This window comes from Nonomuraea sp. NPDC003201, from assembly GCF_053590415.1.
This window is the reverse complement of record NZ_JBSFTC010000025.1, coordinates 1-23,798: the sequence shown is the minus strand read 5'-3', so window position 1 is coordinate 23,798 and position 23,798 is coordinate 1. Positions and strand designations below refer to the sequence as shown.

At 65.6% G+C, this 23,798-nt stretch carries 20 protein-coding genes; 9 read left to right on the top strand and 11 right to left on the bottom strand.

All coding sequences use genetic code 11. The features are described from left to right. Nucleotides 1–139 precede the first annotated feature (139 nt). Both ACWDX9_RS12820 and ACWDX9_RS12815 read left to right on the top strand, forming a co-directional pair. Complete coding sequence (locus ACWDX9_RS12820; RefSeq protein ID WP_449952586.1) at nt 140–766, top strand: DUF3105 domain-containing protein; 627 nt, start codon at nt 140–142, stop codon at nt 764–766. Beyond that, a complete protein-coding gene (locus tag ACWDX9_RS12815; RefSeq protein WP_449952584.1) occupies nt 763–1,380 on the top strand; it encodes a DUF305 domain-containing protein in 618 nt (205 codons plus the stop codon). The genes ACWDX9_RS12820 and ACWDX9_RS12815 overlap by 4 nt, the downstream gene beginning before the upstream one ends. 29 nt (nt 1,381–1,409) lie before the next feature. Here ACWDX9_RS12815 and ilvA read toward each other — a convergent pair whose 3' ends face one another. The 4 genes from ilvA to ACWDX9_RS12795 form a co-directional block, all read right to left on the bottom strand. Then, nucleotides 1,410–2,660 carry a threonine ammonia-lyase IlvA gene (ilvA, locus tag ACWDX9_RS12810; protein ID WP_449952581.1) on the bottom strand — a complete coding sequence of 417 codons (1,251 nt, stop codon included), beginning with the start codon at nt 2,658–2,660 and terminating at the stop codon, nt 1,410–1,412. Between the two features lie 379 nt (nt 2,661–3,039). Next, nucleotides 3,040–4,020 (bottom strand): hypothetical protein, encoded by a 981-nt coding sequence (locus tag ACWDX9_RS12805; RefSeq protein ID WP_449952578.1) that lies wholly within the window; start codon nt 4,018–4,020, stop codon nt 3,040–3,042. A 37-nt stretch (nt 4,021–4,057) separates the two neighbouring features. Beyond that, nucleotides 4,058–4,336, bottom strand: coding sequence for a hypothetical protein (locus ACWDX9_RS12800; RefSeq protein WP_449952575.1), 279 nt, complete (start codon nt 4,334–4,336; stop codon nt 4,058–4,060). A gap of 195 nt (nt 4,337–4,531) precedes the next feature. Next, a complete protein-coding gene (locus ACWDX9_RS12795) occupies nt 4,532–5,038 on the bottom strand; it encodes a 2OG-Fe(II) oxygenase (protein ID WP_449952572.1) in 507 nt (168 codons plus the stop codon). A gap of 787 nt (nt 5,039–5,825) precedes the next feature. Here ACWDX9_RS12795 and ACWDX9_RS12790 point away from each other — a divergent pair. Continuing rightward, entirely contained in the window at nt 5,826–7,937 is a 2,112-nt protein-coding gene (locus ACWDX9_RS12790) for a hypothetical protein (protein ID WP_449952570.1), read from the top strand. A gap of 175 nt (nt 7,938–8,112) precedes the next feature. Here ACWDX9_RS12790 and ACWDX9_RS12785 read toward each other — a convergent pair whose 3' ends face one another. The 5 genes from ACWDX9_RS12785 to ACWDX9_RS12765 form a co-directional block, all read right to left on the bottom strand. Continuing rightward, entirely contained in the window at nt 8,113–9,444 is a 1,332-nt protein-coding gene (locus ACWDX9_RS12785) for a DUF4407 domain-containing protein (RefSeq protein WP_449952568.1), read from the bottom strand. Then, complete coding sequence (locus tag ACWDX9_RS12780; RefSeq protein WP_449952565.1) at nt 9,437–10,561, bottom strand: hypothetical protein; 1,125 nt, start codon at nt 10,559–10,561, stop codon at nt 9,437–9,439. Before ACWDX9_RS12780 ends, ACWDX9_RS12785 begins: the two co-directional genes overlap by 8 nt. Then, a complete protein-coding gene (locus ACWDX9_RS12775; protein WP_449952562.1) occupies nt 10,558–12,594 on the bottom strand; it encodes a hypothetical protein in 2,037 nt (678 codons plus the stop codon). Before ACWDX9_RS12775 ends, ACWDX9_RS12780 begins: the two co-directional genes overlap by 4 nt. Beyond that, a complete protein-coding gene (locus ACWDX9_RS12770) occupies nt 12,578–13,504 on the bottom strand; it encodes a hypothetical protein (protein WP_449952559.1) in 927 nt (308 codons plus the stop codon). The genes ACWDX9_RS12775 and ACWDX9_RS12770 overlap by 17 nt, the downstream gene beginning before the upstream one ends. Before the next feature lie 103 nt (nt 13,505–13,607). Then, on the bottom strand, nt 13,608–14,276 hold the full coding sequence (locus ACWDX9_RS12765; RefSeq protein ID WP_449952556.1) for a Crp/Fnr family transcriptional regulator: 669 nt from the start codon (nt 14,274–14,276) through the stop codon (nt 13,608–13,610). 1,340 nt (nt 14,277–15,616) lie between these two features. Here ACWDX9_RS12765 and ACWDX9_RS12760 point away from each other — a divergent pair. Beyond that, nucleotides 15,617–16,321 (top strand): helix-turn-helix domain-containing protein, encoded by a 705-nt coding sequence (locus tag ACWDX9_RS12760; RefSeq protein ID WP_449952555.1) that lies wholly within the window; start codon nt 15,617–15,619, stop codon nt 16,319–16,321. Nucleotides 16,322–16,921: 600 nt separating this feature from the next. Here ACWDX9_RS12760 and ACWDX9_RS12755 read toward each other — a convergent pair. Continuing rightward, the gene (locus ACWDX9_RS12755) at nt 16,922–17,119 is read right to left on the bottom strand and encodes a MarR family transcriptional regulator (protein ID WP_449952552.1); all 198 of its coding nucleotides are present in this window, start codon (nt 17,117–17,119) and stop codon (nt 16,922–16,924) included. Between the two features lie 494 nt (nt 17,120–17,613). Between ACWDX9_RS12755 and ACWDX9_RS12750 the strand changes: the two genes are divergently transcribed. Then, complete coding sequence (locus tag ACWDX9_RS12750; RefSeq protein ID WP_449952549.1) at nt 17,614–18,540, top strand: alpha/beta fold hydrolase; 927 nt, start codon at nt 17,614–17,616, stop codon at nt 18,538–18,540. A gap of 445 nt (nt 18,541–18,985) precedes the next feature. Next, nucleotides 18,986–20,479, top strand: a complete 1,494-nt coding sequence (locus tag ACWDX9_RS12745) for an arabinofuranosidase catalytic domain-containing protein (RefSeq protein WP_449952546.1) — start codon at nt 18,986–18,988, stop codon at nt 20,477–20,479. A gap of 94 nt (nt 20,480–20,573) precedes the next feature. Here ACWDX9_RS12745 and ACWDX9_RS12740 read toward each other — a convergent pair whose 3' ends face one another. Then, the gene (locus tag ACWDX9_RS12740) at nt 20,574–20,993 is read right to left on the bottom strand and encodes a MarR family winged helix-turn-helix transcriptional regulator (protein ID WP_449952543.1); all 420 of its coding nucleotides are present in this window, start codon (nt 20,991–20,993) and stop codon (nt 20,574–20,576) included. Nucleotides 20,994–21,074: 81 nt separating this feature from the next. Between ACWDX9_RS12740 and ACWDX9_RS12735 the strand changes: the two genes are divergently transcribed. From ACWDX9_RS12735 to ACWDX9_RS12725, 3 genes are all read left to right on the top strand, one after another. Continuing rightward, nucleotides 21,075–21,890 (top strand): SDR family NAD(P)-dependent oxidoreductase, encoded by an 816-nt coding sequence (locus tag ACWDX9_RS12735; RefSeq protein WP_449952540.1) that lies wholly within the window; start codon nt 21,075–21,077, stop codon nt 21,888–21,890. A 647-nt stretch (nt 21,891–22,537) separates the two neighbouring features. Beyond that, the gene (locus ACWDX9_RS12730; protein ID WP_449952537.1) at nt 22,538–23,374 is read left to right on the top strand and encodes a DUF2637 domain-containing protein; all 837 of its coding nucleotides are present in this window, start codon (nt 22,538–22,540) and stop codon (nt 23,372–23,374) included. Continuing rightward, nucleotides 23,371–23,670 carry a hypothetical protein gene (locus ACWDX9_RS12725; RefSeq protein WP_449952534.1) on the top strand — a complete coding sequence of 100 codons (300 nt, stop codon included), beginning with the start codon at nt 23,371–23,373 and terminating at the stop codon, nt 23,668–23,670. Before ACWDX9_RS12730 ends, ACWDX9_RS12725 begins: the two co-directional genes overlap by 4 nt. Nucleotides 23,671–23,798: the final 128 nt, after the last annotated feature.

Here is a 23,798-nt window from a genome sequence, read left to right as displayed (position 1 = left end):
CTCCGGTGTCCTGTTCGACAGGAATGAGCACCCCGTTCCGCTTCCCCGGACGCCGACTCTGTAACTGAGTGCACCGGCTGCTCTTATGACCTCTGTATTCGACATGCGGTAGAACTTCTACGCAACGTAGAAGCACGCAATGAGAGGCAGTCGAATGGGCGACAAGCCGCAGGGCACGATCAAGGAGCGGCTCTCCGCGCTGCAGGCTCAGCAGCGGCGACAGGAGAGACGGCGCCGGATCGCCGTGATCGGCGTCTCCGTGACCGGAGTCGGCGCGCTGGCCGCGGCGGTGACGGTGTTCTGGCTAGAGGACCGTGCCCGCACATCCCTGGACGCGGTGCAGACGGTCAACGTGACGCAACGCAACCACACCAGCAAGCCGGTCACGTATCCGCAGGCGCCGCCCGTCGGCGGCGATCACTCCCCGGCCTGGCAGAACTGCGGCGTCTACACCGATCCGATCCGCAACGAGAACGCGGTCCACAGCCAGGAGCACGGAGCGGTCTGGGTGGCCTACCGTCCGGGACTGCCCAAAGAACAGCTCGACATGCTGCTCGACCAGGCCAGGGGACGCGACTTCGTCCTCCTGTCCCCCTACCCGGGCCTGTCGTCCGCGGTCGCGCTCAACTCCTGGGGCAAGCAGCTCAAACTCGACAGCGCCGACGATCCGCGACTGCCGGTGTTCCTGCGTACCAACATCAACGGCTCGGGCACGCCCGAGCCGGGGGCGACCTGCAGCGGCGGGGTCGGGGAGCCGTCTGCATGAGGCTGCCGGCCGTTCTGCGGCGGCGTCGCGTGCTGGTGCCCGCGACCGCCGCGCTGGCGTTCGCGCTGGCCGTCTTGGGCCTCGGGCTGCTCTACCCCCGGCCGCCCGCGGACACCTCGGTGGAGGCGGGGTTCGCCCGTGACATGCAGGCTCATCACGCGCAGGCCGTCCAGATGGCGCTCATCGTCCGGGATCGCACCAGCGATCGCGAGGTCAGGACGCTCGCCTACGACATCGCGACCACTCAACAGCAGCAGATCGGGCAGATGTACGCCTGGCTGGACATGTGGGGCCTGTCCCAGGCCTCGCTGCAGCCGCGGATGGCCTGGATGGGCCAGAGCCACCACAACACGAACAAGGCCATGCCCGGCATGGCCACCGCGGCCCAGATCAAGGAGCTGGAGCAGGCCGACGGCAAGGACGCCGAAGTGCTGTTCCTGCGCCTGATGATCCCGCACCATCAGGGCGGCGTGCAGATGGCCCAAGCGGCCGTTCAGAGCAAGCAGCCCCAGGTCAGCCGCATGGCCGGCGCCATCCTGGCCGCCCAGAAGGCCGAGATCGACCTGATGCGGCGCATGCTGGCGGCGCGCGGCGCCTCCGAGACCTCAGCCTGACCGCACGCGTGGCCCGCGGGCACGGGACGTCAGAGGAGGAACGTGAACAGCGGCGAGCCCGGTGGGATGCGCTCCACCGTGAGCGGGCTGGCCTTCATCCGGGACAGGAGACTGTCGAGGTCGCCGGCCCGCTCGAGTTCGATGCCGACGAGCGCCGGGCCGGTTTCACGGTTGTTCTTCTTGACGTACTCGAAGACGATGATGTCCTCGCCCTCTCCCAGAACCTCGTCCAGGAAGTGGCGCAGGGCGCCAGGGCGCTGCGGGAAGGTCACCAGGAAGTAGTGCCGCAGCCCGATGTGCACAAGAGAGCGCTCCAGCACCTCGTTGTACCGGCTGACGTCGTTGTTGCCGCCCGACACCACGCACACCACCGGCCCTCCGGAGGAGGATGGCAGCAGCTCACGGGCCGCGGCACCCGCGAGAGCTCCGGCGGGTTCGGCGATGATGCCGTCGGTCTGGTAGAGATCCAGCATCTCGGTGCACACCGCACCCTCATCGACCGCCACGACCTCGTCGACCAGGTCCTTGACCAGGGGGAACGTGACGTCTCCCACCCTCCCGACGGCGGCGCCGTCCACGAAGGTGTCCAATTCGGGCAGAGCGAGAGGCTCGCCGTGGTCGAGGGCGGCGCGCATGCTGGCCGCTCCGGCGGGTTCGGCCCCCACGATGCGGGTGTTGGGTGAGTGCTCGCGCAGCCAGACGGCGATGCCGCTGATCAGGCCGCCTCCACCGACCGGGACGACCACGGTGTGCGGGGCCTCCCCGCACTGCGCCAGGATCTCCAGGCCGACCGTGCCCTGCCCGGCCATCGTTCTGACGTCGTCGAACGGATGCACGTAGATGGCGCCGGTGTGCTCGCTGTCGGCGTGCGCGGCGCTGCTCGCCTCGTCATAGGTGCCGCCGCCGACCACGACCTCCACCCGGTCGCCGCCGAGCGCCGCGATGCGCTCGCGCTTCTGCCGTGGGGTGGTGGACGGGACGTACACCCGGCCGTTGATCCCCAGACGGGCGCAGGCGAACGCGACCCCCTGCCCGTGGTTGCCCGCGCTCGCGCAGACCACGCCGCGCCGCCGTTCCTCATCCGTGAGGGAGGCGATCAGGTTGAACGCCCCGCGCACCTTGTACGAGCGACAGACCTGCGCATCCTCGCGCTTGAGCAGCACCTGGCCACCGAGCAGGTCGGACAGCCGCTGGTTCGGCTCCAGTGCCGTGTGGCGTATGACCGGCTGCAGCCGTTCGGCCGCCTGGCTGATCAGCCCGGCGGTGAGGCGGTCGGTCATACGCGCTCCATGAAGAAAGGTCGTGTCGTGGTGGCCATGGCCGCAGCAGCCGAACGGGCGATCACCGGAAAGGGCGCCCGTCACCGGGCGAGCACACCGGCCACAACGATCCCACCAGGCCATGCTATTCCCGCGGCGCCCGCCGCTCAGCCGCTCACAGCCGAGGGGACCATCCGGCATTGCCCAAGGCGGACCGAATGCCGCCCATGGCAGGATCAGGCGAAGACCTTCCAGTTGTCGGTGAGCCAGGCCAGGTCTGCTTCGCGACGCTCGCGGGTGAGACGCTCCTGTTCGAAAAGGGCTTCTGTCTTGGTCAGCACCAGGGTGTACGGGCGCCCCTGCCGTCGGGTCTCGTGCCGGACGGCCAGCTCTGCGTCATCTATTCGGGCGTGGACATGCCTGCGCTTCTCCTTCGCGAGCGGCCAGTCGAAGGCACGCTGTTCAGAATGCCGGAGGAGCGAGCCGAGCACGTCGCACAGCTCGCACGCGCATCCGGTGGGCAGTTCGATCGACCAGTCATCCGGCGCGCGTTGCGGCTGCGCAGTAACGCCCGGATCCGTTCAGCACAGTTGATGGCCAGCTCGTCGAAACCCGCTCGCTGGGGCCCCGCGGCGCGCAGCGTGGCCAGCACCAGTACATGCGCCCGATCACCGGCCGTCCGCGAGAGCTTGTGGACGTCGTCCAGCACACCCGTCGATCTCAGTTGCGCCGCGGTCGCGATGATCCCGGAGCATGGCGCCCCCAAGGTGGTCAGCCAGGCTTTCTGCCGGGAGGTGAGGGGCCCGTCGAGCGTTGGACTGACCTGGCCCGCGAACCACGCCCACGACAGGTCGAGGATGCGGCGGGCGGTCGTGGTCGACGCGCTCCCCTCGGCCGACAGCGCGGTACACAGCCGTGGGAGATCCGCGAGCCATTCCAGCGGCGCCTGCGCGAGACCGTAGGGTCCGGGGCGCCAGCCCTCGGACCAGTCGCGCAGCAGGTCGGTGATCCAGGTGTCGCCGTAGCGCTCTGCCAGGCCGGCGAGTGCCGGGGCGTGTTCGGGGACCAGCTGCTCCAAGCGGAACGGTCGCAGGAGCATGGCAGCAGTCTGTGCGTCATCCAGTTCTTCGGTGGTTTCCAGCGCCTTGCCGAGGAGTTCGTTCTGGCAGTCTGCACCGGCTGACGTGTGCCAAAACGGCTCCAGCGACCGCGCCGCCTTCCGGGCCTTTGCGACCTCCCCGGCATGGACCATCGTCCTGAGTTCGTCCAGGGCCCAGTCCGGGGATGCCTCGGCGCGGCTGGCGAAGCCCTGGCCACGGGGCCAGATGACCAGTGCCGCCCGCCGGTACCAGCGGTCCAAGGTGTTGCCGTAGTTGCCCATGTAACCCTCTAACCCTCGTACTGCGACGAGTGGGGCGTCAGATAGGTCGTCGAGACCACCTCGGCATCGCTGAGGTCCAGCGAGATGTCCTCGAGCCGTCCTGTTCCGGGCCGATCCAGTGGGCGAGCGTGGTATGGGTCTCGATCAGATCCTGAAGGACGTCCTCATAGTCGCCCTCCCACGCATCCTCGTCCTCGTCGGGATCGTAGGCGTCCCAGGTCTCCTGGATCTCCGCGAGGGCCAGGGTGATCTCGCAATCCGCACGCTCCGCCGCGGCCCGCAGCCGGGCGGCCCGCGCGGCGTCGGAGCCCTTCAACCGGGACCAGCTCAGCCCGCGGGCGGTGTACTCATGGTCGAGGAGGTACGCCAGCCGAGCTGGCCGATCGGCCCAGCCGCCGCCGTAGGGGAGGACGATCGGGGTGGTGAAGTGCGTATGGAGACAGGCCGCGAGATCACCGGTCAGAGGGATCTCGGCCGCTGCGGCGCCGCTGTCGCCTGTCAGGAGCAGGTTTTAGGTGAGAGTGACGCGGTTGCCCGTCTTCACGGGAAGAACCTGGCGGCCGCAGTAGGCGTAGAAGGCGACCAGCGAGACGGCGGCCTTTGATCCCCGGTATTTCGTGGCCTGGCCCAGATGCTCGATGACGAGCTCACCGCCGGTGTGCGCGGACGGCAGCGTCACCACCAAGGTCGCGACCATGGCGTCGTCCTTCTCGGAGTCCTGGTGGGCGACGAAGAACTGCCCGGTCTCGTACAGGAGCATGGAGTGCAGGTCCGGCGTGAGCCGGCTGTGCGGTGGCAGCGCCAGTTCCGCGCGCATCACGTCTAGGACGGCTTCGAACGTGTCCGCCCACTCGATGTGCACCAGTTCCTTGGGAACCTCCCAGGTGTCGCGGACCTCCGTGTCCGTCAAGGTCTGTTCGCCGCGCCCGAACCGCGCAGGCCGGCCGAGCCCCTGTGGTCGGACCGCCTGCTCGTCGGAGACGGGGAACCGCAGAGGGCCGACCCCGTCAACCGCCACCGACAAATCAGTCTTGGAAAGTTTCCGGCATACGTTCGACGCTGTCGGCTTCGCCGGTTCGTCGAGTAATTCGGCCAGTTGTTCGCGGGCCGTACCTGGCGCGGGGCGCTCCTGCCTTCTCCCGAGGGTAGTGCGCGAGGCAGCGCTCCACCCCTGCCGTAGCGAGTGCAGAGGTCAGTGATGTGGGGAGATCGTGAGCGCAACCCGCATCAGTCGGGACAGGGCCGGACGCTGCGCACGGTCGCGGCGTCCCTCGGCAACTTGTCGTAACTGAGCCCAACACGAAGAGCCCGCCCCGCGGGGCGAGCTCTTTATGAGTGATCCTTTTTGCGAGGGGCGATCACCATCGAACGCATATGGCCCACTGCCATCCCCAGCCCAATACATCGCATACGTGTGATTTAAGCATTTTTTTCCTGTGCTGCCCGGCTGAGTGAACGGCTGGGCGTTCGCATATTTTGCGAACCGCAGCGGAGCCGTGGGCTATTCCGAGCGAAGACGCGAGGGCGCGCTCCGCCTCGAGTGGGCCAGTGAGATCGATCTGGCGCAGTACGGCACGGCCTGCATCTGGTTCCGTCCTATCCAGCGATGGCTAGACGTGTGCTGTCTGAGCCTGAAGGCCGCCGACACTGCCGGCCGTCCGCTTGGGATACGGCACAGATTTATCGCACTTACCGGCTCATCACGATGTGCGATGGCCGTACGCTGTCAGAAGATTCTTTGCCCTGGGGAGAGTTGTATCCCCGCTGAGCCGAGGCTGACAACTAAACATAGAAAGGTGTGACGTATGTCCTTCGCCGAGGAGATTATGCCGATCTTCCGCGCCGCTCTGGAGGTGCTGCATGAGGCCGAGGGCCGGATGCCACCCAGCGCAGTGCGCGAAGCGGTTTCCAGGCGGGTTGACATACCCCGTGACCTGCAGCTTCCTGATGCACATGGCGAGATCCGCTGGTGGACCCAGGTAAGTTTCCGCACAGGCGAGGCGGCGTCCCTGGGATGGATCGCCAAAAGGAACGGCTGGTCGATCACCAGCGGCGGAGCCAGGGCGCTGGAAGAATTTCCGGGCGTTGCCATCTATCAGGAGTTGCAACGCCAGTACCGTGAACGGCGGCTCTTCAGAGCAGGTGATTTTCCAGGCGCATTCGAGCAATACCAACGCAACCTCGGCTACGCTCGGCAGCTCGTGCACGGCGGTCGCAATTTGGAAAGGTTGGGCGTCGGCGCCTTCGACGTCACCGACCTCTATCGGGCGGCATGGACTCAGGCGGTCGCGGCCCTCGACCACTGGGTTACTCAAGAGATCATCGATCGGGCAGTGGCACTGGCGCTACGGCCGGGAGCCCCGCGTCCGAACAATTTCAACAAGCTGTCCATGCCGGTCGAGTTGGTGGAGAAAGTACACCGTAACACCGAACCGTTGGAAGACGCGTTCCGTGTCGCGCTGGAACAGTTCTTCGAATTCAAGACCTTTCAGCATCCAGACAAGATCGCGGAGGGCTTCTCCCATGTCAGCAAGGTCAGGCTATGGAAGGCCGTTGCCGACAAACTGACTGATCAGGATCCGAGCAATCCGATTGCGGCCGACGAGATACGCACGCAGCTCGCCGGAATCGCTAGGCGCCGGAACAACATCGCGCACACTGCCGACCACGACCCAAACAGCTTCCGCCGTAAGAAGAGAATCACCGTGCGGGAGGCCGAGCAGACCATCGATGTACTCGAGTCGGTTGCGATCGCGATACTCCAGGCGCTCGGTGACCTGCCGCCGGCCATGGATCACAGTGTCCCCCCAGCCGAGGCCGGCTCCCTGGGGGCTGCTCCAGCCCAGACTGGCGCGAAGCGTAGAGGCGTGATTCGGGGACTGTCGAAATGGACCGAGGAGAGCCTTCTCCACGCCCTCGACGAATACTGCCCTCCTGACGTGGCCGACACGCTCCTCGCCGTTTACCGGCATGCGGAGAGCCACCCAGCCTTCCGAGGCTATTACTTCGGGGAAGGCGCCCATCCCTCAGTCACTGCCTGGTTCAGCACCGGACAGGACGAGGCAGCGATGTGGAGCATCTATACCGGCGTAAGCAAGTCGGTGCTGTCGATCAATTTCGAGTGGATGCGCAACAGGGGTGTGCCGGTGGATCGCCTGGAGCGACTCGCCCAAGCCCTCTCCGTACTTCCTGGCTGGGCGGGTTTGCCAGCGCAACTTGCCACCGCCAACTACGCGAGGAGGCCATCCTCCACACCAATCGCCCTGGCAAGGCCGGACGCCTCCAAGATCGTCCTTCAAGCACTGAACGACCTGCTGGCTGCAGACACGTCGCCCCGAGCATGGATGGTGCGCGGTGGTCGTGATGGGGAGCGTGAGGTGCGAGCGTTGGAAGAGGGATTAATCGTCATCGGCTGGCATGAGGTGGGGGACCTCACCCGCTATTCAACCCGGGACGAACTGGCCGAGGCCCTGCGCAATGCTTTCCCGACGGCCAGTCCCAATGTCATCGCCAACTGGAGGGGACAGCTCTGGAGATTCGCCAACGAGATCCAACTCGGAGACCTGGTGGTCATGCCACTCGGATCACACCCCGGGCACATCGCCATCGGGGAGGTCACCGGGCCCTACGAACACCTTCCGCACGAGCACGTCGACTTCCAGCAGGTGCGGAAGGTCAATTGGCTCCGTCTGGATGTACCCCGCGAAGCGGTCAAGGGCGACCTGCGGGCCAGCTTGGGCTCGATGCTCACCATATGCAGACTGGCTCAAAATGAGGCCGCACGCCGGATCGCCATGATGGCGGCGACCGGAACCGACCCCGGTATGACGGAGGAGGACGTCATCAGCGGGGACGAGTTGCCAGAAGAGGCGGCCTTGGAGCCTGATGGCGATCCGCAGCCGCCCGGTGGCGGATGACAGGGGAGCCGTCACTTCGGCAGTACGAGCTCTTAACCCTTACCGGGACGGCAGGTTGATTGACGGTTCCTGTTCGCTCCAGCCCTCGAAACCTTCTGAACCTCGGCAAGGGCGCCGCTGGAGGCGCCTACGGCTGCAGAGGGCGTTCTGGCAACCCGGATATAAGTGCCGGTCGTTATCGTTGCGTGGGCATCGAGGCCATGAAGGTACGGGCGAGGCGGTCGATCTCGTCGTCCCTGGATGCCTCGTCGACGCGCTGATCTCGGTCGATCCGGCCGCGCTCGGCTTTCAGCCGGCTCTCCTCCTTGCGGAGCCTGATCTCGTAATCGCCGGTCGTCTGCCGGGTGGTGAAGTTCAGTTCGGCCTCGTGACAGGCTGAGCCCGCGCGCAACTCCTGCGTGAGCAGGCGGTCGTACTCGGTCTTGCCGTTCAGCATCTTCGAGATGATCGGCATGCAGTCGAGCAGGACGAAGATGATGCGCAACAACCAGTGGGCGAAGTTGACCATGCCGCTCTGGCTGGCGACCGTGCCCAGAGCCTCCCATCGGTCCAGCAGTCCGATGTCGCTGTAGGCCCGCTCCTGCTCCTGGACGTGCTCGGCCTTCTTCTTGCTGAGAGTTGCCGTGCGGTCCGCTTCGGCGCTGGCGAGATTGGCCGTGAGGGAGTCGATCTCGCCCTTTAGCCTCGCCACCCGCGCCTGCTGTTGGGGGATGTCATGGTTGGCGAGGAAGGTGTTGAGTTCGTTCTTTCGGGCCTTGCACTCGGGTCCGTTGCCCGGCACACCCGTGGTCCGGTTCGGGACCTTGACGCCATAACACTCCCGGTCGCGGCGTCCCTCCAGCGTCCCAAGCTGTTCTTTGTCCGCTGCCAGCCGATCTTCCTCGGCCTTGAGGACGCTTCGCCTCTGTGCGATGTTGCCATCGATGGTGAGTGCCTCGTTGCCCCCGTCGAGGAGATAGCCGGTGCAGTCGATGCCCGTGGGTGCCGACCCTCTCAGGGGGTTGCATTGCTCGTACCGGCTCTCCGCCAGACCGATTGCCTGAACACGCTCCACCATGATCTGCCGGTCGAGTCGCTCCTGGAAGATCTTGAGAGTCAGAGGCTCGGCGATGAAGACGCCGATGACGACAGCGAGGGCGAGCCGGATCAGCACGTTGCCCCAACGGGACCAGCCGTCATTGTCGCCGTGAAGGCTGGTGATCAGGAATCGGTCGACGTTGGCGATGATCAGCCCCCACAGCACCGCCACCGGCACCAGATACAGCGGGGACGTCTGCGAGAGCAGTGTCAGCGCGCCCAGCATGGAGGTGCCCGCGATGAGCGCGGTGCTGACCACGACTCCGCCGAGGCTGGTGTAGCGGGAACGTTCCTGCGGGACACTTGCAAGGATCTTCTCGTCGACTCCGGTGAACCGGCGCAGGAACGCACCGGGAGTGAGCTGTCCCCGGCGCCGGGGGTGCCGTCCCTGCTGCTCGGCCGTCTTGGGTCCGTGGAGGATGTCAACCACGGACGTCCTCCTCCATGAAGAAATCGTCGTCGGTCTCGCCCGCTGTCACCTCGGCACGGGCCTCGTAAGCGGGTCTTTCGAGCTCCTTCACCTCCGCTTCAGGCTCGACGTCGTCGAAGGTGGCAAGCAGTTCCTTGCCGGTTGTCTCGTTGAACAGGCCCTGGGCAATCGCCGTCTGGACGACCTCGGCCCTGGCGCGGGCCTGGAGGACTTGCAACTCGTGCTCCTGCTGGATCCCGCGCTGGATTGCGCTGTATTCCCGGTCACCCAGCTCGGCGTAACGGTCAGCGGCCTGTTGGTCGTTGAGACCACGAGTGGTGAAATACAGGCCGTCGGCGGCGCCAGGACCACTGTTCAGGAAGTCTTTGACCTTCGTGGCCTCGGTGATCTGCTGATCTCGGTCGAGGGCGGCCTCCTGCCGAGTGAATTCGTTGGCGCTGTGGTCCTTGGCGTGCAGGTAATCCTGCTCATCGAGTTCGAAGTCACGGTCGAGCTTGCGTTTGGCGTCGCGGAGGCCATGTTCGCCCTGGATGTTGTGCAGGCCGGTTTCGTAGCGCCGCCGCCCCTGGGCGATCTCGTCGGGGGCGTACACGTCGAGGCCGGCGAACTCGGCCGACATACCGGGCAGTACGCACGGCACCAGGGTCGTGTAAGCCTTCACCTGGGCATGCACGACCGTCCACAACTCGTGGGCCTCGTGCAACCCATGGCTTCGCCCGAGTTCGAAGAGCTTGTGGTAGGCCCGGATGTAGGTGACCAGATGCTCAGTGACGTCGGTCAGGCCGGCGCGCACCACCTCGATAGGTTCGTCGACCGTGCAGCGGAACTGCACCGCGACCGTGAAGTCGTGGGCGCCGGAGGAGTTGATCGACACGTGGATTGTCACCGGGTGGTCCTTGGCCATATCCACGACGCTGACGCTGTCGCCGTGCAGCACGTGCGGTTCGTCGCCGCGCAGTCGCCGGTCGCCCAGCACGAACGTGCCGTCGTACTCGAAGACGAGCCGCTGGTGGGGGAGCTGGCGGGGCAGGCTGGAGATCGGGCGCCGGGGTTTGCTCAGGAACCCTTGCTTGGCGACAGGATCAAGGGGGATCTGGCTGATCACGGGGTAGCTCATGGACGCTTTCCAATGGTGTCGAGGGACAGTAGAGCCGGGTTCAAGAAGATCCGGAGCAGTGACAGGAGAAGCTCCAGCCGGTTCTCGTCGGCGTTGCGGGAGATGGCGTAACGCCGCAGGTCATGGGCCAGCAGCGGCCGCTCCTTCGCAGGGAGCGCCTCCACGAGCGCTGCGAACAGGGCACGGACACAGTCGCGGTCATCGTCGTCGCGCTCGTCGAAGGCGCAGACGGCGTCGTACAGGGCGGCCAGTGCGTCCTTGCGGTGAGGGCGCGTGACCAGAACCGCGGACCAAAGTATGGCGAGGGGAGCAGCTGATTCAGGGCACCTGCGCAGGTGAGCGGTGACTGTGGGCATTCTGACGCCGTCTGCGCGAGCCGACAAGATACTCAAGATCGCCCGAATCAGCGGGTCGATCGCACGGCCGATCCGCCGGTCGTTGCTGATCTGACGCGCAAACCGGTCGAGCATCGGGAGGGCATTGCCGGTGGCCTCGGTCAGCGCTGTGAAGAGACGGGCCAGCGCAATTTCCGCATGCCGGACAGGCTTCTCGCTGTCTCTGATCTGCAGCCAAAGCATCCGGGCCGCCTCCAGCGGGAACCGGATGCCCAGCTCGCCGGACCAGGCAAGGGTGGCGGTGAATCTGGGTCTGGCGGCGGATGCCCTCGTCCACGAGGCGACCGTACGCAGAACCTCCGGACGGGTCGTCTCGTCCAGGCACAACCATGAGATGGCCATCGCGGCGGTGGCCTGGCTGCGCATGACGCCGCTTCCGCGGGCCCATGGGGTGAGAAAGGTGCTTTCGACGTACGAGTAGTCCGCGACGGAGGCCAGAATCGCCACCCCCCTGGCGATCCCTGCCTGTGCGCTTGGATTGTCGCGTAGAGTGGCGCACTCATGTAGCCATTCGGTGACCGGGTCCCACAACCGCATGCCGTGCCGCTGGTACAGCTCCCGCATCACATGTGTTCGGTGGCCATCGACCCTGAACTCCAGCCTGCGCCCCGGCGACAGACTGAAGAGCGAGCCCTCTGCCACCCGGAGAAGGCGGCGGCTCGGCATTGGATCATCCGCCGAGATGGCATCCGCTTTCTCCACCTCGATGCCGGCGATGGACTCCAGCCGGGCGAGCAGCGACTCGAAGCCGCTTTCCGGGAGGCCGGCGGTGAAGGCCATGGCGGCCATCTCGAGGAGCTCACCTCGAGTACGCGGGCTGTCGAACCAGGCGACCACGTCGCGCCGCCCGGCGGACTCCAGCTTGCCGAGCGCATTGTCCAGCGGAACCCCTGCGGCCAGATCACGCGCCAGTGTCACCACGTCGGTCATGGCATGGTCGGCGGTGATTCGAGTGGCGGCCTCGTCAGCGACGTCGGGCGCCACCTGGTGAGCCCGCAGGACGTCGCGGGCCGGCGGCGGTAGCCAGGAGATCTGGTCTTCTTCGGGGAGCGAAGTGGCCGTTCCCGTGATCACCAGGTGTGCCCCAGCATCGCGCACGCGGCGCCTGATCTCCCGTACGTGAAAGTCGGCGATGCTCCCGTCAGCGTCGTCCTTGGGCCAGTCGCACAGCAAATAGCCGTGAGCCTTCCGGTATTCGCGGGCGGCCAGCTTCTCCAGCGTGTGGGCCGGGCTGAGTTCCACCACCACCTCGTGCCGCCCCCCGACGAAGTCGTGAAGCAGATTGAGCGCCGCCGTCCGGCGGCCAGTGCCGGCATTGCCGATCAAGGCCACCATGTTGCAGCTCCCCAACTGTTCGGCGGCGGCCTCGTAGCTGGCGTGGCGCACGTAGCAGGTGCGGGCCTCCGCCATCTCGTGCGGGGATACGGGTCCGGACGTGCGGCGAGACTTGGGGCGGGAACCCGAGATGCCGAAAGAGGCTCCCCCGATGTTGCCGTGGATGTGGTTGATGACGGTCTGGACCTGGGAGACCTGCGCGAAACTTCTGTCCGTCGCCTCGGCCTGATCAGTCAAATCGACCGGCGTGGCTTCCTCGCCGATCAGGACTCCCTCGGCCGGCGAGTCAGTTTCGGATGCCAAAGTTGATCTCCTCGCCGGAAATGGGGGCGGTGATCAGGTTGACGGTCATCTGCTCGGAGTTGAACTGCTGCGCGAACTGCTCCGCGGCGGCGTCGACACGCACCAGCTTCTCCAGGGACTCCAGCAGATCGTCGCGCGACTCCGGGTCGGCCGGTCGGCCCTGCTTGGACCGGAACTCCTTGATCTTCGCGAGCAGTTTCCGGGCGCCACCGAGCCCGGTCTCGGTGCCGTAGGCGCCGAGACGTTCGAGGGCGCCACCAGCGATCAGCGCCCACAGGGTGTCGGCGACCTCAGGCAGGTTGTCCATTTCGAGAGTTCCTTTCTGATCCAGGTCTTCAGAGGGAATCCACATCCAGGCGATCTCGGTGCGTTCCTTGGTCGGCACTTCCAGCCGGGTGAAGGACTCTGGTCGGTAGGAGGTGTGGAGCTGTCGGACGACGTCCTCATAGAGCCGATCGGTGAGGATCAGCACCAGGTCGGCGCGTGGGTTCACCTTCAGGGCGGTACGGGCGGCCCTCGCGTCGAGCAGTCGGCAGGTGGTCACCACGACCTGGCCGACGAAGCCCATCGCGCCACGTTTCACGACCCCATGGCCGATAGAGATGCGTATCCGCAGGCGGGCGTCGTCCCGACGTTCGCGGTTGTGGTCGTGGAGCGCCTTGCGCACGCGGCGGACCAGGTCGTCAATGACGCGGAGCTCGGGCTCCCCTTCGGGGAGGACGATGACCTCACCGTCGCCGGCCTCCTGGCGTGTCCAGGTCTCGCGGCGCAGGCCGGCCTCTCGTGCGCCGCGGTCCATGACCTGGGCCAGACCCGACTGGATCGAGTCGTGCCGTAGGTCGTCGCCGCGGCCGTATCCCTCCGCATCGACCGCCACGACCAAGCGGCGGCTGAAATCAGAATCAAGCATTACGTCACCTTGTGGTTGCGAAAGATCGACCAGAGTGGTCGGGGAGATCGACGGGGATAGAGTCTGGCGAAGATCGCATCGCCTCAAGACGTACCAGTACGCTTTACCGGAAATTGGTCAGACCGGTCGGGTCGATGACGATCTTCCGGCGATGACTGGGGTCGATCAGTTCAAGATCCTTGAAACGTCGGATGGCTTTGAAGACGGCGTCTTTTCTCGCCCCGACAAGGTTGGCGATCTCCTCATGAGTGAGATCGACTCCGAGGTCCCGTTTTCCGTCGACCCTGTCGACTCCATGCCGACCGGAGATCTCCACGAGCACGTTCGCGACCCGTACAGGCACGCTGAACTGGGCGAAGTCAGTTCTTCTCCGGTTGGCCCAGTCGAGCCGGTCTGCGATCATTCTGGCCAGTGCGTTCCATGCCGCCGGGTGGCGATCGAGGAAGTCGGTGAATGCCTGTGCGCGGATGACGTGTACCAACATCGGACTGCACGTGGTCACCATGGCCGATCTCGGCTGTCTGCGCAGAGCCGCGAGTTCGCCCACCACGTCGCCGCTGACGCGGATGCCCAGCATGGCCGCCCCGCCCGATTCCAGGTAGGCCATCACCTTCACGCACGCTGTGAGCCGCTGACCTGGAATGGACCTCAGTAGATAGACCTCGGACGTCTCTCGATCTCCTTGATATATGAGTGGTTCGCCGGCCTTTCGCGGGGACGACGGCGCGAGAGCCAGAAGTTCCGTCTGGTCCTCCGGGCTGAGTCTGTCCATAAAGGTGCTAATAGGCCATCTAGCAGGGAGATGATCATCTATCACGGGTTATGTGCCTTGGAGTCATTGATGTAAGGCTTATAAAAGCTACACCCTGAAATGTCCGGGAGCCACCTGTGAATAGTCCCCGGAGTGCAGGTTTGAGTCATTTTGTCCGTCTGTTCCCGAAAAAGGGTAGAGTCTCGAGAAGGTGGAACAATATTCCTGTGATTGACATGAAATCACTGGAATGTCGGCGCCTTTATGCGACTTATGTCCTCTTAGGGTTGCTCATCGGAGGTTTCCGGGGCATCCCATGCATATCCGGTTTAGTCTTCAGCTGGACAAGCTGTCGGCATAGGTTCTCGTTGTTCAGGGATCACCCGATGTTGCACGAGCCGTCGTCGCTCCACCCGCGATAGGGAAGTCCGCAGATAGAGCAGGCTGATGCGGGTCTCAAGCTCCGGCGGCCAGTCGCGCTGGTTCCGGACCGTGATCATCCTGTTGGGGAGGTGTGCGCTCCAGGACCTCAGGCAAGAACTGAGAGCCTGAAGACAGGTCTGGCCGACGTCGCTGGCAGCGTCAGCCAGACGGGCGTCGAGAGAAAGCGCTCACCAGAGGGCACGTTCTGGGAGTGCGCCCTCTTGCGACGGATGATGTGATCGGGAGCACCGTCGGCGACGTTTTGACCGTTCTGGGCGTTGACGACCCACAACAAGTGCATATCGACGTCTACATGTCACCGATCCGCTGGACGAGTCGCTACGGACCGCAGATATAGTTCACCTCAGATCCTTTCTCCTGAGTCGCGTCGAGACCGACCCCCGCAGTGCGCGGGCGTGGAGAGGGGACATCGGCCTGGCTGGGTCCGAGAGGTTGCAGCTCTCGGGCGACCCGCCGGGCCGTCCCCCTTTATGGGACATGCCTCACTTCGTGACCAAAGCTCACCTCTTGGTCATTCAGTAGATCTCGGGCTAGCTTACACCGCTTGGCGCCCCCTCGGATGCGCGTCAACTTCCGCACACGCAACCACCGCTGGATGTCGGGTTGCGCCGAATAATCCTCTAGGTGACCACCTGGACGCCCAGCTTCATGTGCACATTTCTGCACGTGGAAGGGGCATATTCAATGGTTTTCGTCAAGAACTTGGGTGGGCGTGTCGTCTCGGTGTCTGAGGGCTGGCGTGTGGGTCGGCGCCCAGCTGGCGAGCACCTGCGGGATGAGCCCCATGATGATCAATTGCGTATCAAGATGTGCGGTGACTAGGGTGCAGTTGCGCACGACGACAGAGATGTGGGAGTCGATCAGTGAGTTCCAGTAGCACTAGCGAAGAGACTTCCTTCTCCTCATGGCTGACTCAAATGGCACGAGCCATGGGCTATCCAACCGACGCGTCCCTGGCGGAAGCGCTTGAGATCAGCCCTTCCACGATCTTGAGATGGAGGCGGGGCAGCCGGCCCTCGGTAGAACATCTGGCGAAGTTGAGCAGCATCCTTGGTGTGCGCCTGGAAGGGCTCCTGGCCTTGGCCGGGCACGTGAGCCCTGGTGTCTTTGATGCCAATGCGGACCTGCCGGAGCCGCCCTCCCCCATCACTGAGACAGTCCGTCGCATCACTGACTCACCTCTGAGTGACGCGTCCAAGGACGCGCTTATCAAGTACTGGAATGAACGCCTCGCCGAAGAGCGGGCCCTGGTATATGAGTTGATCCGGATACTGGACGGCGCCGAACGAGGCGCAGTCGACGTGGTTGATGACCTTGCGACGATTCTCCGCCTGGCCTCTCAACCAGAGCTCTCCTCCCACCTGGTGGAGCTGCTCAAGCGCGTCACGGGAATCCTCCACAGATCCAAGCCGAGGAGCCGCCAGCGCCGCGCCGTTAGGAACGAGGTTCGGTTCGTGCTCCGGCCCACGGTGGCGGGCCGCGTTCGATTTGAAGTCATCAACCCCGATGGGAGCGTTGTCGCGTCCGGTGATGAGTTCGATACCTCAGAAGATGCGGTTCGACAACTTGAACGCCATCTCGGCGTCGAACTTGACGATGTTCAACTGCTCGGCGAGTCCTAGGGCCCAGGCGCTCACGCGGGGGACCGGCAAGCATCAGCCTGGGAGGGCCACGCCCCTTTTGCAGGGGCTGGGATGCTCATACGTGGACGTTAGATCACGAGCCGTCACGCGCCGTAAGCGGCGCGGCTGTGCCGGCGCCTGCAGGATGACCCTCACCCCTTGGACGATGACGAGTACGAGGCTGCGGTCACATCGCTCGGATGTGAGGCTGTCGTGGAGCTTGTCGTCCTCATTGGGTACTACCGCGCCCCCGCACAGCTGATGGACGTGTTCGCGATCGGTGCGCCGTCTTCCCGATAGGTATCCACCGGCGACCGAGCCTGACGCCGAAGTGATCGTCAGTGGTGCAGCAGTTCATCGTGCTCGAAAGCGGAGCACGGATCTCGGTGTCGAGCCACTCTTTCATGTCCGGGGGCCTCGAACTGCATGCTGTGGCTGTCCCGCAAACGGGCCTCCAGCGAGATCAACGACCCCTATGACCGCCTGCTGCTTCTCGAGATTCTCAGCGGTCTGGCGCAGTAGCTCGATCAGCTGTGCAGGTGCTTCGGTGGGCAGGCCGTCGAACGCTGCCTCATTGAGGATGCACGCGAGCGCTTCCACCTACGGAAGGAGCGCTTCAGCCTGAGGGGTGAGTCGAATGATCGCCCGTCGATGGTCAGTCTCGTCCTGGACGCGGACGATCAATCCGTCGAGCTCCATGCGGCGGAGCGTAAGCGCCATCATCGGCTGCCGGATCGCCAATGCTTTCGCGAGCTCACCCTGTGTGGTGCCTCCGAGCGCCATACGGCGCTCGAACACTCGCGCGCACCAGTTGATCACGAATCCGGCAGAGTCGAACGGTTGAAGTCCATGGCCTCTTCTCGACTGGGGCCGCTTGCGTTCATGCCACCCGCTCGCCGCTCGTACAGGTCACGGTATACCTGACGACGGGCACCCGCTCTCCGGCTAAGTCTGCGTTCGACCATGGCAGAGAGCCCGGTTGGGCCGCAGAGGTACCACGCTGTTCCACCAGGTTGGCTCTTGATGAGGCGGTCGACGGCGTCACCGTCGAGTTTCCGCTCACTGCGCTGAATGCCGGTGTGAACGTCAGCCACAAGCGGCCCCGACGGTTGCCATGTCGCCGAGGCCGCCCTCTTGCCGCCGGCCTTGGCTTACGTCTGATGCGGCGCGCTTGTCCCCCGTGCGAGCTACCGGCGAATGTCCCCCAGGTGGTGACGATTCCGGGGCTGTCGATTCCATAGCGTTACGTCATGGCCGCAGCAATTCGGTCATTTCTCTGACTGGAGGACATCATGCTCCGCAAGTTCAAGGCATCCGCTGTGGCCGTACTGTGCTGCACCGTGGTCGGTGTGGGACTCGCCGGTACCGGGAGCGCCGCGGCGGCGGACTGGGACCCTTTCGCCTCCACCAAGGCGGAGGACTGGGACCCCTTCGCCTCCACGCCGCGGAAGGCTGATCCGTTCTCCGGCACCAAGAAGATCGAGGTTGGCGGCCGGTCGGTGAACGTGTCCTGCTCAGGCGACCCGGCGGAGGGCAAGCCGGTCGTCGTCCTGCTGCACGGCGGGGGTGACGCTCTGGACAAGATGGCTGCCCTGCAGAAAACGCTGAGCGCGAAGAACCGGGTGTGCTCCTACGACCGGCTGGGCGCGGGCGGCAGCGACCAGCCGGATGGGCCGCAGGACTTCGCGAGCACCGGCAAGGTCCTGACCGGGGTGCTCGACCGCATCGCCGGTGACAACCCGGTCGTCCTGGCCGGGCACTCGCTGGGTGGGCTGATCGCTGCCCGGTACGCCCCCGCGCACCGGGACAGGGTCAAGGGCCTGGTCCTGATGGACGCCACACCCTCGACCATGGTCGCCGACATCTCCAGGACGATCCCCGCCTCCGCGAAGGGCCCGGCGGCCGAGGTGCGCGCACAGAACCTCGCGATATTCCGGGGAAAGAACCCGGAGAAGCTCGTCATCACCGACGGCAAGGTCCGTTCCGCCGGGAACATCCCGGTCAAGGTGATCCAGCACGGCAAGCAGTACCTGGCGGCCATCCCCACGTACGGGCCGAGCCTGGAGCGGGCGTGGACCGCGGGCCAGCGCAAGTGGCTCGGCCTGTCCCGCCGGAGCAAGCTGAGCACCGCCAAGAACAGCGGGCACTACATCTACCTCGACCAGCCCGAGCTCGCCGTCAAGGCCATCGAGCACGTCACCTCGCGGGCCGCGCGCTGAGCGACCGGCGGAGTAACCGGCCGAACGCCTGCTCAACCTTCATCCACGCGGCCCCGACGCCTCACCATGGCGCCGGGGCCATGGCAGTTCAGTTTGGCGTAACGTTTTTTGACAAATTCTCCTGTCGCACGTTCTGCCGGAATAGAAGGTGATCTTCGCCGGGTATTGACAGCCGCCGCATCGTTGATGACACTTTGGTCGAAACACAGCGGAAACCCGCATGTTATAGCGGAGCGCTCGCCGGTGACTGACCTGCGGCGCACGTCAGAGTGCGTAGAGCCATGCCGACGGTCCCACACCAAGGTACCGCGCAATAGCCCGTTGATACAGAAGCGTGTGTGGATAATCATGTTAGCGCTAACAAACAATCTAATGTTAACGCTAACAATTCTCCAATAGTCACCGCCGGGCACTGCGCTGCCTCGCCGCACACGAAAGGCACACAATGGGTTTCTGGTCTCTGCGCCACTGGCGGCGAACGGCCCTCGCCGTCGCCTCCTTCGCGGCGCTCGTCGTCACCGCGCTGGTCGCCGTGCCAGGCACGGCACAGGCCGCCGGCACGTTGTCCTGCGACATCTACGCGAGCGGCGGCACACCGTGCGTCGCCGCTCACAGCACCACCCGTGCGCTCTTCGGCTCCTACAACGGGGCGCTCTACCAGGTGCGGCGCTGGTCCGACGGTGCGACGACCAACATCGGCGTGCTCAGCGCCGGCGGTTACGCGAACGCCGCGACCCAGGACTCCTTCTGCTCGGGCACGTACTGCACGATCGTTCGCATCTACGACCAGACCTCGCGCCACAACGACCTCACGATCGCTCCCGGCGGCGGCGCCAATCCCACAGCCGACCAAGGCGCGAACGCGGCGGCTCTGCCCGTGACGGCAGGTGGCCACAAGGTCTACGGCGTCTACATCTCCGCGGGCAACGGCTACCGCAACAACGCGACGAACGGCGTCGCCACCGGCAGCCAGCCCGAGGGCATGTACATGGTGACCGAGGGCACTCACGTCAACAACCGGTGCTGCTTCGACTACGGCAACGCCGAGACCAACAACATGGACACCGGCAACGGCGACATGGACGCGATCTACTTCGGCACGCTCTGCTGGTTCTCACCGTGCGCGGGCGGACCGCGCGTCGCGGCGGACCTCGAGAACGGGTTGTTCGCCGGCGGCAACGGCTCCTGGACCGCGAACACCGGCCGCAACTCCGCCTTCGTGACGGCGATGCTGAAGAACAACGGCACCTCGACGTACGCCATCAAGGACGGCAACGCGCAGTCCGGCAGCCTGGCGACGCGGTACAACGGAGCGCTGCCGACCCAGGCGGGCTACAACCCGATGACCAAGCAAGGCGCGATCATCCTCGGCATCGGCGGCGACAACAGCAACGGCTCCGTCGGATCGTTCTTCGAAGGCGTGATGACCAGCGGCTATCCGAGCGACGCCACGGAGAACGCCGTACAGGCCAACGTCGTCTCCGTCGGCTACAGCAAGAGCGTCACCTTCCCCGTGAACGGAGCCACCTACCGGCTCACGAACCTCACAAGCGGCAAGGTGCTCGACGCGGTCAACTGCGGCACGGCCAACGGCACGCAGATCGACCAGTGGCAGGCGCTCGGCAACACCTGCCAGCAGTGGCGCTTCAACAGCGTCGGCGCGAACAAGTGGACGATCACCAACGTCAACGCCGGCAAGGTGCTCGACGCGGTCAACTGCGGGCTGGCCCTCGGCACGGCCGTCAACCTGTGGGAGCCGCTCGGCAACACGTGCCAGCAGTGGGCGGTCATCCCCGCGGGCAACGGCCGATATGAGCTGGTGGTCGAGAACAGCGGCATGGTGCTCGACGACCAGAACTGCGGCACGGCGAACGGCACGCCGGCCCGCCTGTGGATGTGGCTCAACAACACCTGCCAGCTCTGGTCGATCGCACCGTAGGCACCGGCTGGGCGCACTCGGGGGAGTGCGTTCCACCGAACGGCATGAGCGTGGGACCGCCGGACACGACGGTCCCACGGCCGCCTTGGGCGCGTCAGCCGGAGCGGACGGCGCGGTTCAGCAGGACCATGAGCTGCCGCAGTTCGTCGCGGTTCAGCACCGCCAGCGGGGTCTTCTCCAGCGCCGTCCGGACCAGTTCGTCGCGAACCTCGCGGCCCTTGGCGGTCAGGACCAGGACACGAGAGCGGCGGTCGGCCGGGTCCACGGCGCGCTCCACCAGCCCCCGATCGACGAGCTGGTTGGTGATGAAGGTCAGGTTGGGAGCGTTGCAGTACAGGCGCTCGGTCATCACCTTCATCGAGGGTGGCGGTTCGTCCGGGTCGATGGCCCAAAGCGCCTGGAACGTCGCCGGTGTCAGGGCGTGCTTGGCCAGCGCCTGCCCGATCAGGTCGTTGGTCCGCATCCAGATGTCGTGGGTCGCGGCGACCACCGCGGTGAGCTCGGGCGTGGTCATGCCGCCATCCTACCGGTGTTTCGAGTCTCGAAGGATCGTGCTAGCGTCAATGCTTCGAGACTTGAAGCAATGGAGGTCTTTGTGAGCGACGACTATCGCGGCGTCACCGCGCTCGTCACGGGCGCGTCCAAGGGGCTGGGGCGGGCGTACGCGCTGGAGCTGACGCGCCGGGGAGCGCGGGTGATCCTGCTGGCCCGTTCGGACGGGAGCCTGCGGGAGCTCGCCGCACACATTCGGGAGCAGCACGGCAGGTCGGACACCGAGGTCATCACCGGTGACCTCGCCGCTCCGGATGGTCCGGAGCGGATCCTGCGGGAGCTGCGTGACCGCGGCCTGACCGTCGATCTGCTGCTCAACAATGCGGGCGCCGGCAGCGCGGGCCCGTTCCTCAGCCGCCCGCTCGAGCCGCAACTGCGCTCCGTCGGGCTCAACGTCGTCGGCCTGATCGCGCTGACCCACGGGATCGGGGCCGAGCTGGTCGCCCGCGGCTCCGGCGGCATCATCAACGTCTCGTCCACCGCGGCCTTCCAGCCCATGCCTTACCAGGCCAGCTACGCCGCGACCAAGGCTTTCGTGCTCTCCTTCACCGAGGCGCTGGCCGAGGAACTGCGCGGCACCGGCGTCCACGTCATTGCCGCGCACCCCGGCGCGATCGCGACCGGCTTCTTCGACGGCACCTCGGCCACGATCAACTCCCGGGTCGCCGACACGCCGGCCACAGTCGCGGCCCGTACGCTGGACGACTACGCCCGGCGGCGCGCGGTGTCCTACCCGGGCCGGGCCATGAACCGCGCCCTGACCTGGCCCGCGCGCCTGCTGCCGCGTACGGTCGTCGCGCGGATCGCCGGCGAGTTCAACCGCCGGCTGCGCATGCACGAAGTCGTCGACCTCGCCTAGCGCTCCAGAGACACATCGCGATCATGGTTTGGACCTGCGCGAAGCGGGTGGCGTGCGCTTGCTCGAGAAGCTGCCGAGAGTCGGGGAGTCTCGAGGAAGGTCTCGTCCCCGGCTTCCCAACGGCGTACACACTCGACCATGGCGTCGATCTCGCCGGGGGTGAGGACACGCTGCTTGCCGGCGGATGTCGAGCAGGGCCGATGCGACGCGTTGGAAACGGCGGATCTCGGGGGCTCTGCAGGTCGCTACTGGCACCGAAAATGCGAAGCGGGAGAAGTCATCACTTCTCCCGCTTCGATATTGAAGTGTCCGAGGGGGGACTTGAACCGTTCGCCTATCTCCTGAGTAGCTCCGACGCTCCGTGGCTGGACATCTCGTGCCCGGAATAGGCGTGCAGGAGGCTGCGCCCGGACCCAACTCAACGAGATCGGGTCTTACTGCGCGGCACACGCCCGTACCGGTGAAGTCCAGCAACTGCCCATTCGGGATCTTCAGCAGCCGATCGCGCTGCGCCCAGGACAGCGGCAGTACGGCGGCCAGGGCTCGGTGACTCCAACACCGAACCCCGGCCTGTGACCCAGCAACCTGATCAACCCAGGAGCCAGGCCATGCGCCACCCTTCCACACAACCAATTGCCGGGGAAGCAATGTCCGCTGAAGCGGCCCCGCTCAAGCGCACCCGGCGTTTCTTCATCAACCTCTTCCAGCCCGATCGCGAGGACACCGCGCCGATCGCCGCAAGCCCACCCAACGTCGGCACAGGCAGACTTGGAGACCGGGTCATCCTCGGCTTCGCGGTGGCCGTCCTGCTGGCAGTCGCCGGCGCGGCGGCCTATGTCTCGTACCACCACTTCTACGGCCTCGCCATCGCTCTCGGCGAGCGGCACGACATGGCCATCCTGTATCCGGCGATGTCCGATGGCGTGATCGTCATGGCTTCGCTGGTGATGGTCTACTGCTCCCGCCGTCGGCTTCGTGTGCCAGTCCTGGCATGGGTCGCGCTCGCCCTGGGAGGCGCCGTGACCCTGGCGGCCAACGTGGCGCACGGCTGGTCCGGCGGACTTGGATCGCGCCTGGTCAGCGCGCTTGCGCCGGTGGCGTTCGCAGGCGCGTACGAGCTCCTCATGTGGATCGTCCGCAACACTCGGCGACCGTCGGTCGAGTCCCCAGCGGACGAGCATGTGTGCCAGCCCGTCGAGACCGTCGTCGAGGTGGAACGCGTGGTGCCAGTCCTGCCCACCGACCGGTACGAGGCGGCACGGCTTGCCTACATCGACAGCCTCAGCGAGGGCCAGCAGCGCCTCGGCCGACGCCCGCTCATGAACCGGTGGGGACTGGAGCAGCGCGAGGCCGAGGAGATCATCGCCGAGGTAGAGAAAGACCGGGCACAGGTAGCCGAGACGAAAGGGGCTGAGGCGCCGGAAGCAGAGGCCGCCGTACCACCGCCGGACGACATGCGGACAAACGAGGTAGAGGCGGCGTGAAGGACATCCTGATTCACACAATTTGCGCGTGTCTGTTTCTCCTCTGCGCTATTCGCGAGGCGACTCCGAACGCTCAGAGCCCCAGGCAGATGTGGGCGGCCATCCGCCGCGCTGGCGGTGCTCGGACCGTCTTCACAATGGCTCGCCTCGCCGTCGTGGTCGTGCTGCTCATCCTCGTTGAGCTGTGCCACCTCGCCGGCCATTGCCTGAAGGCGGTGCGGATGACCGTCGAGGCGCTCGCCGTGCACGCCGAGATCCTCGGATCCCTGGTTACTCGGACGGAGGTGAACGCGTGACTGTCACAGACGAGATGCACGACGGCGTAGTGGTCGCCTTCCAGGATGAGATCTCGCCGCTCACCCACGAGAACGCCCCCGCGCCCGCCTCGGAGAAGCCGACACAGGAGGTTGCGAACGAGAACGAT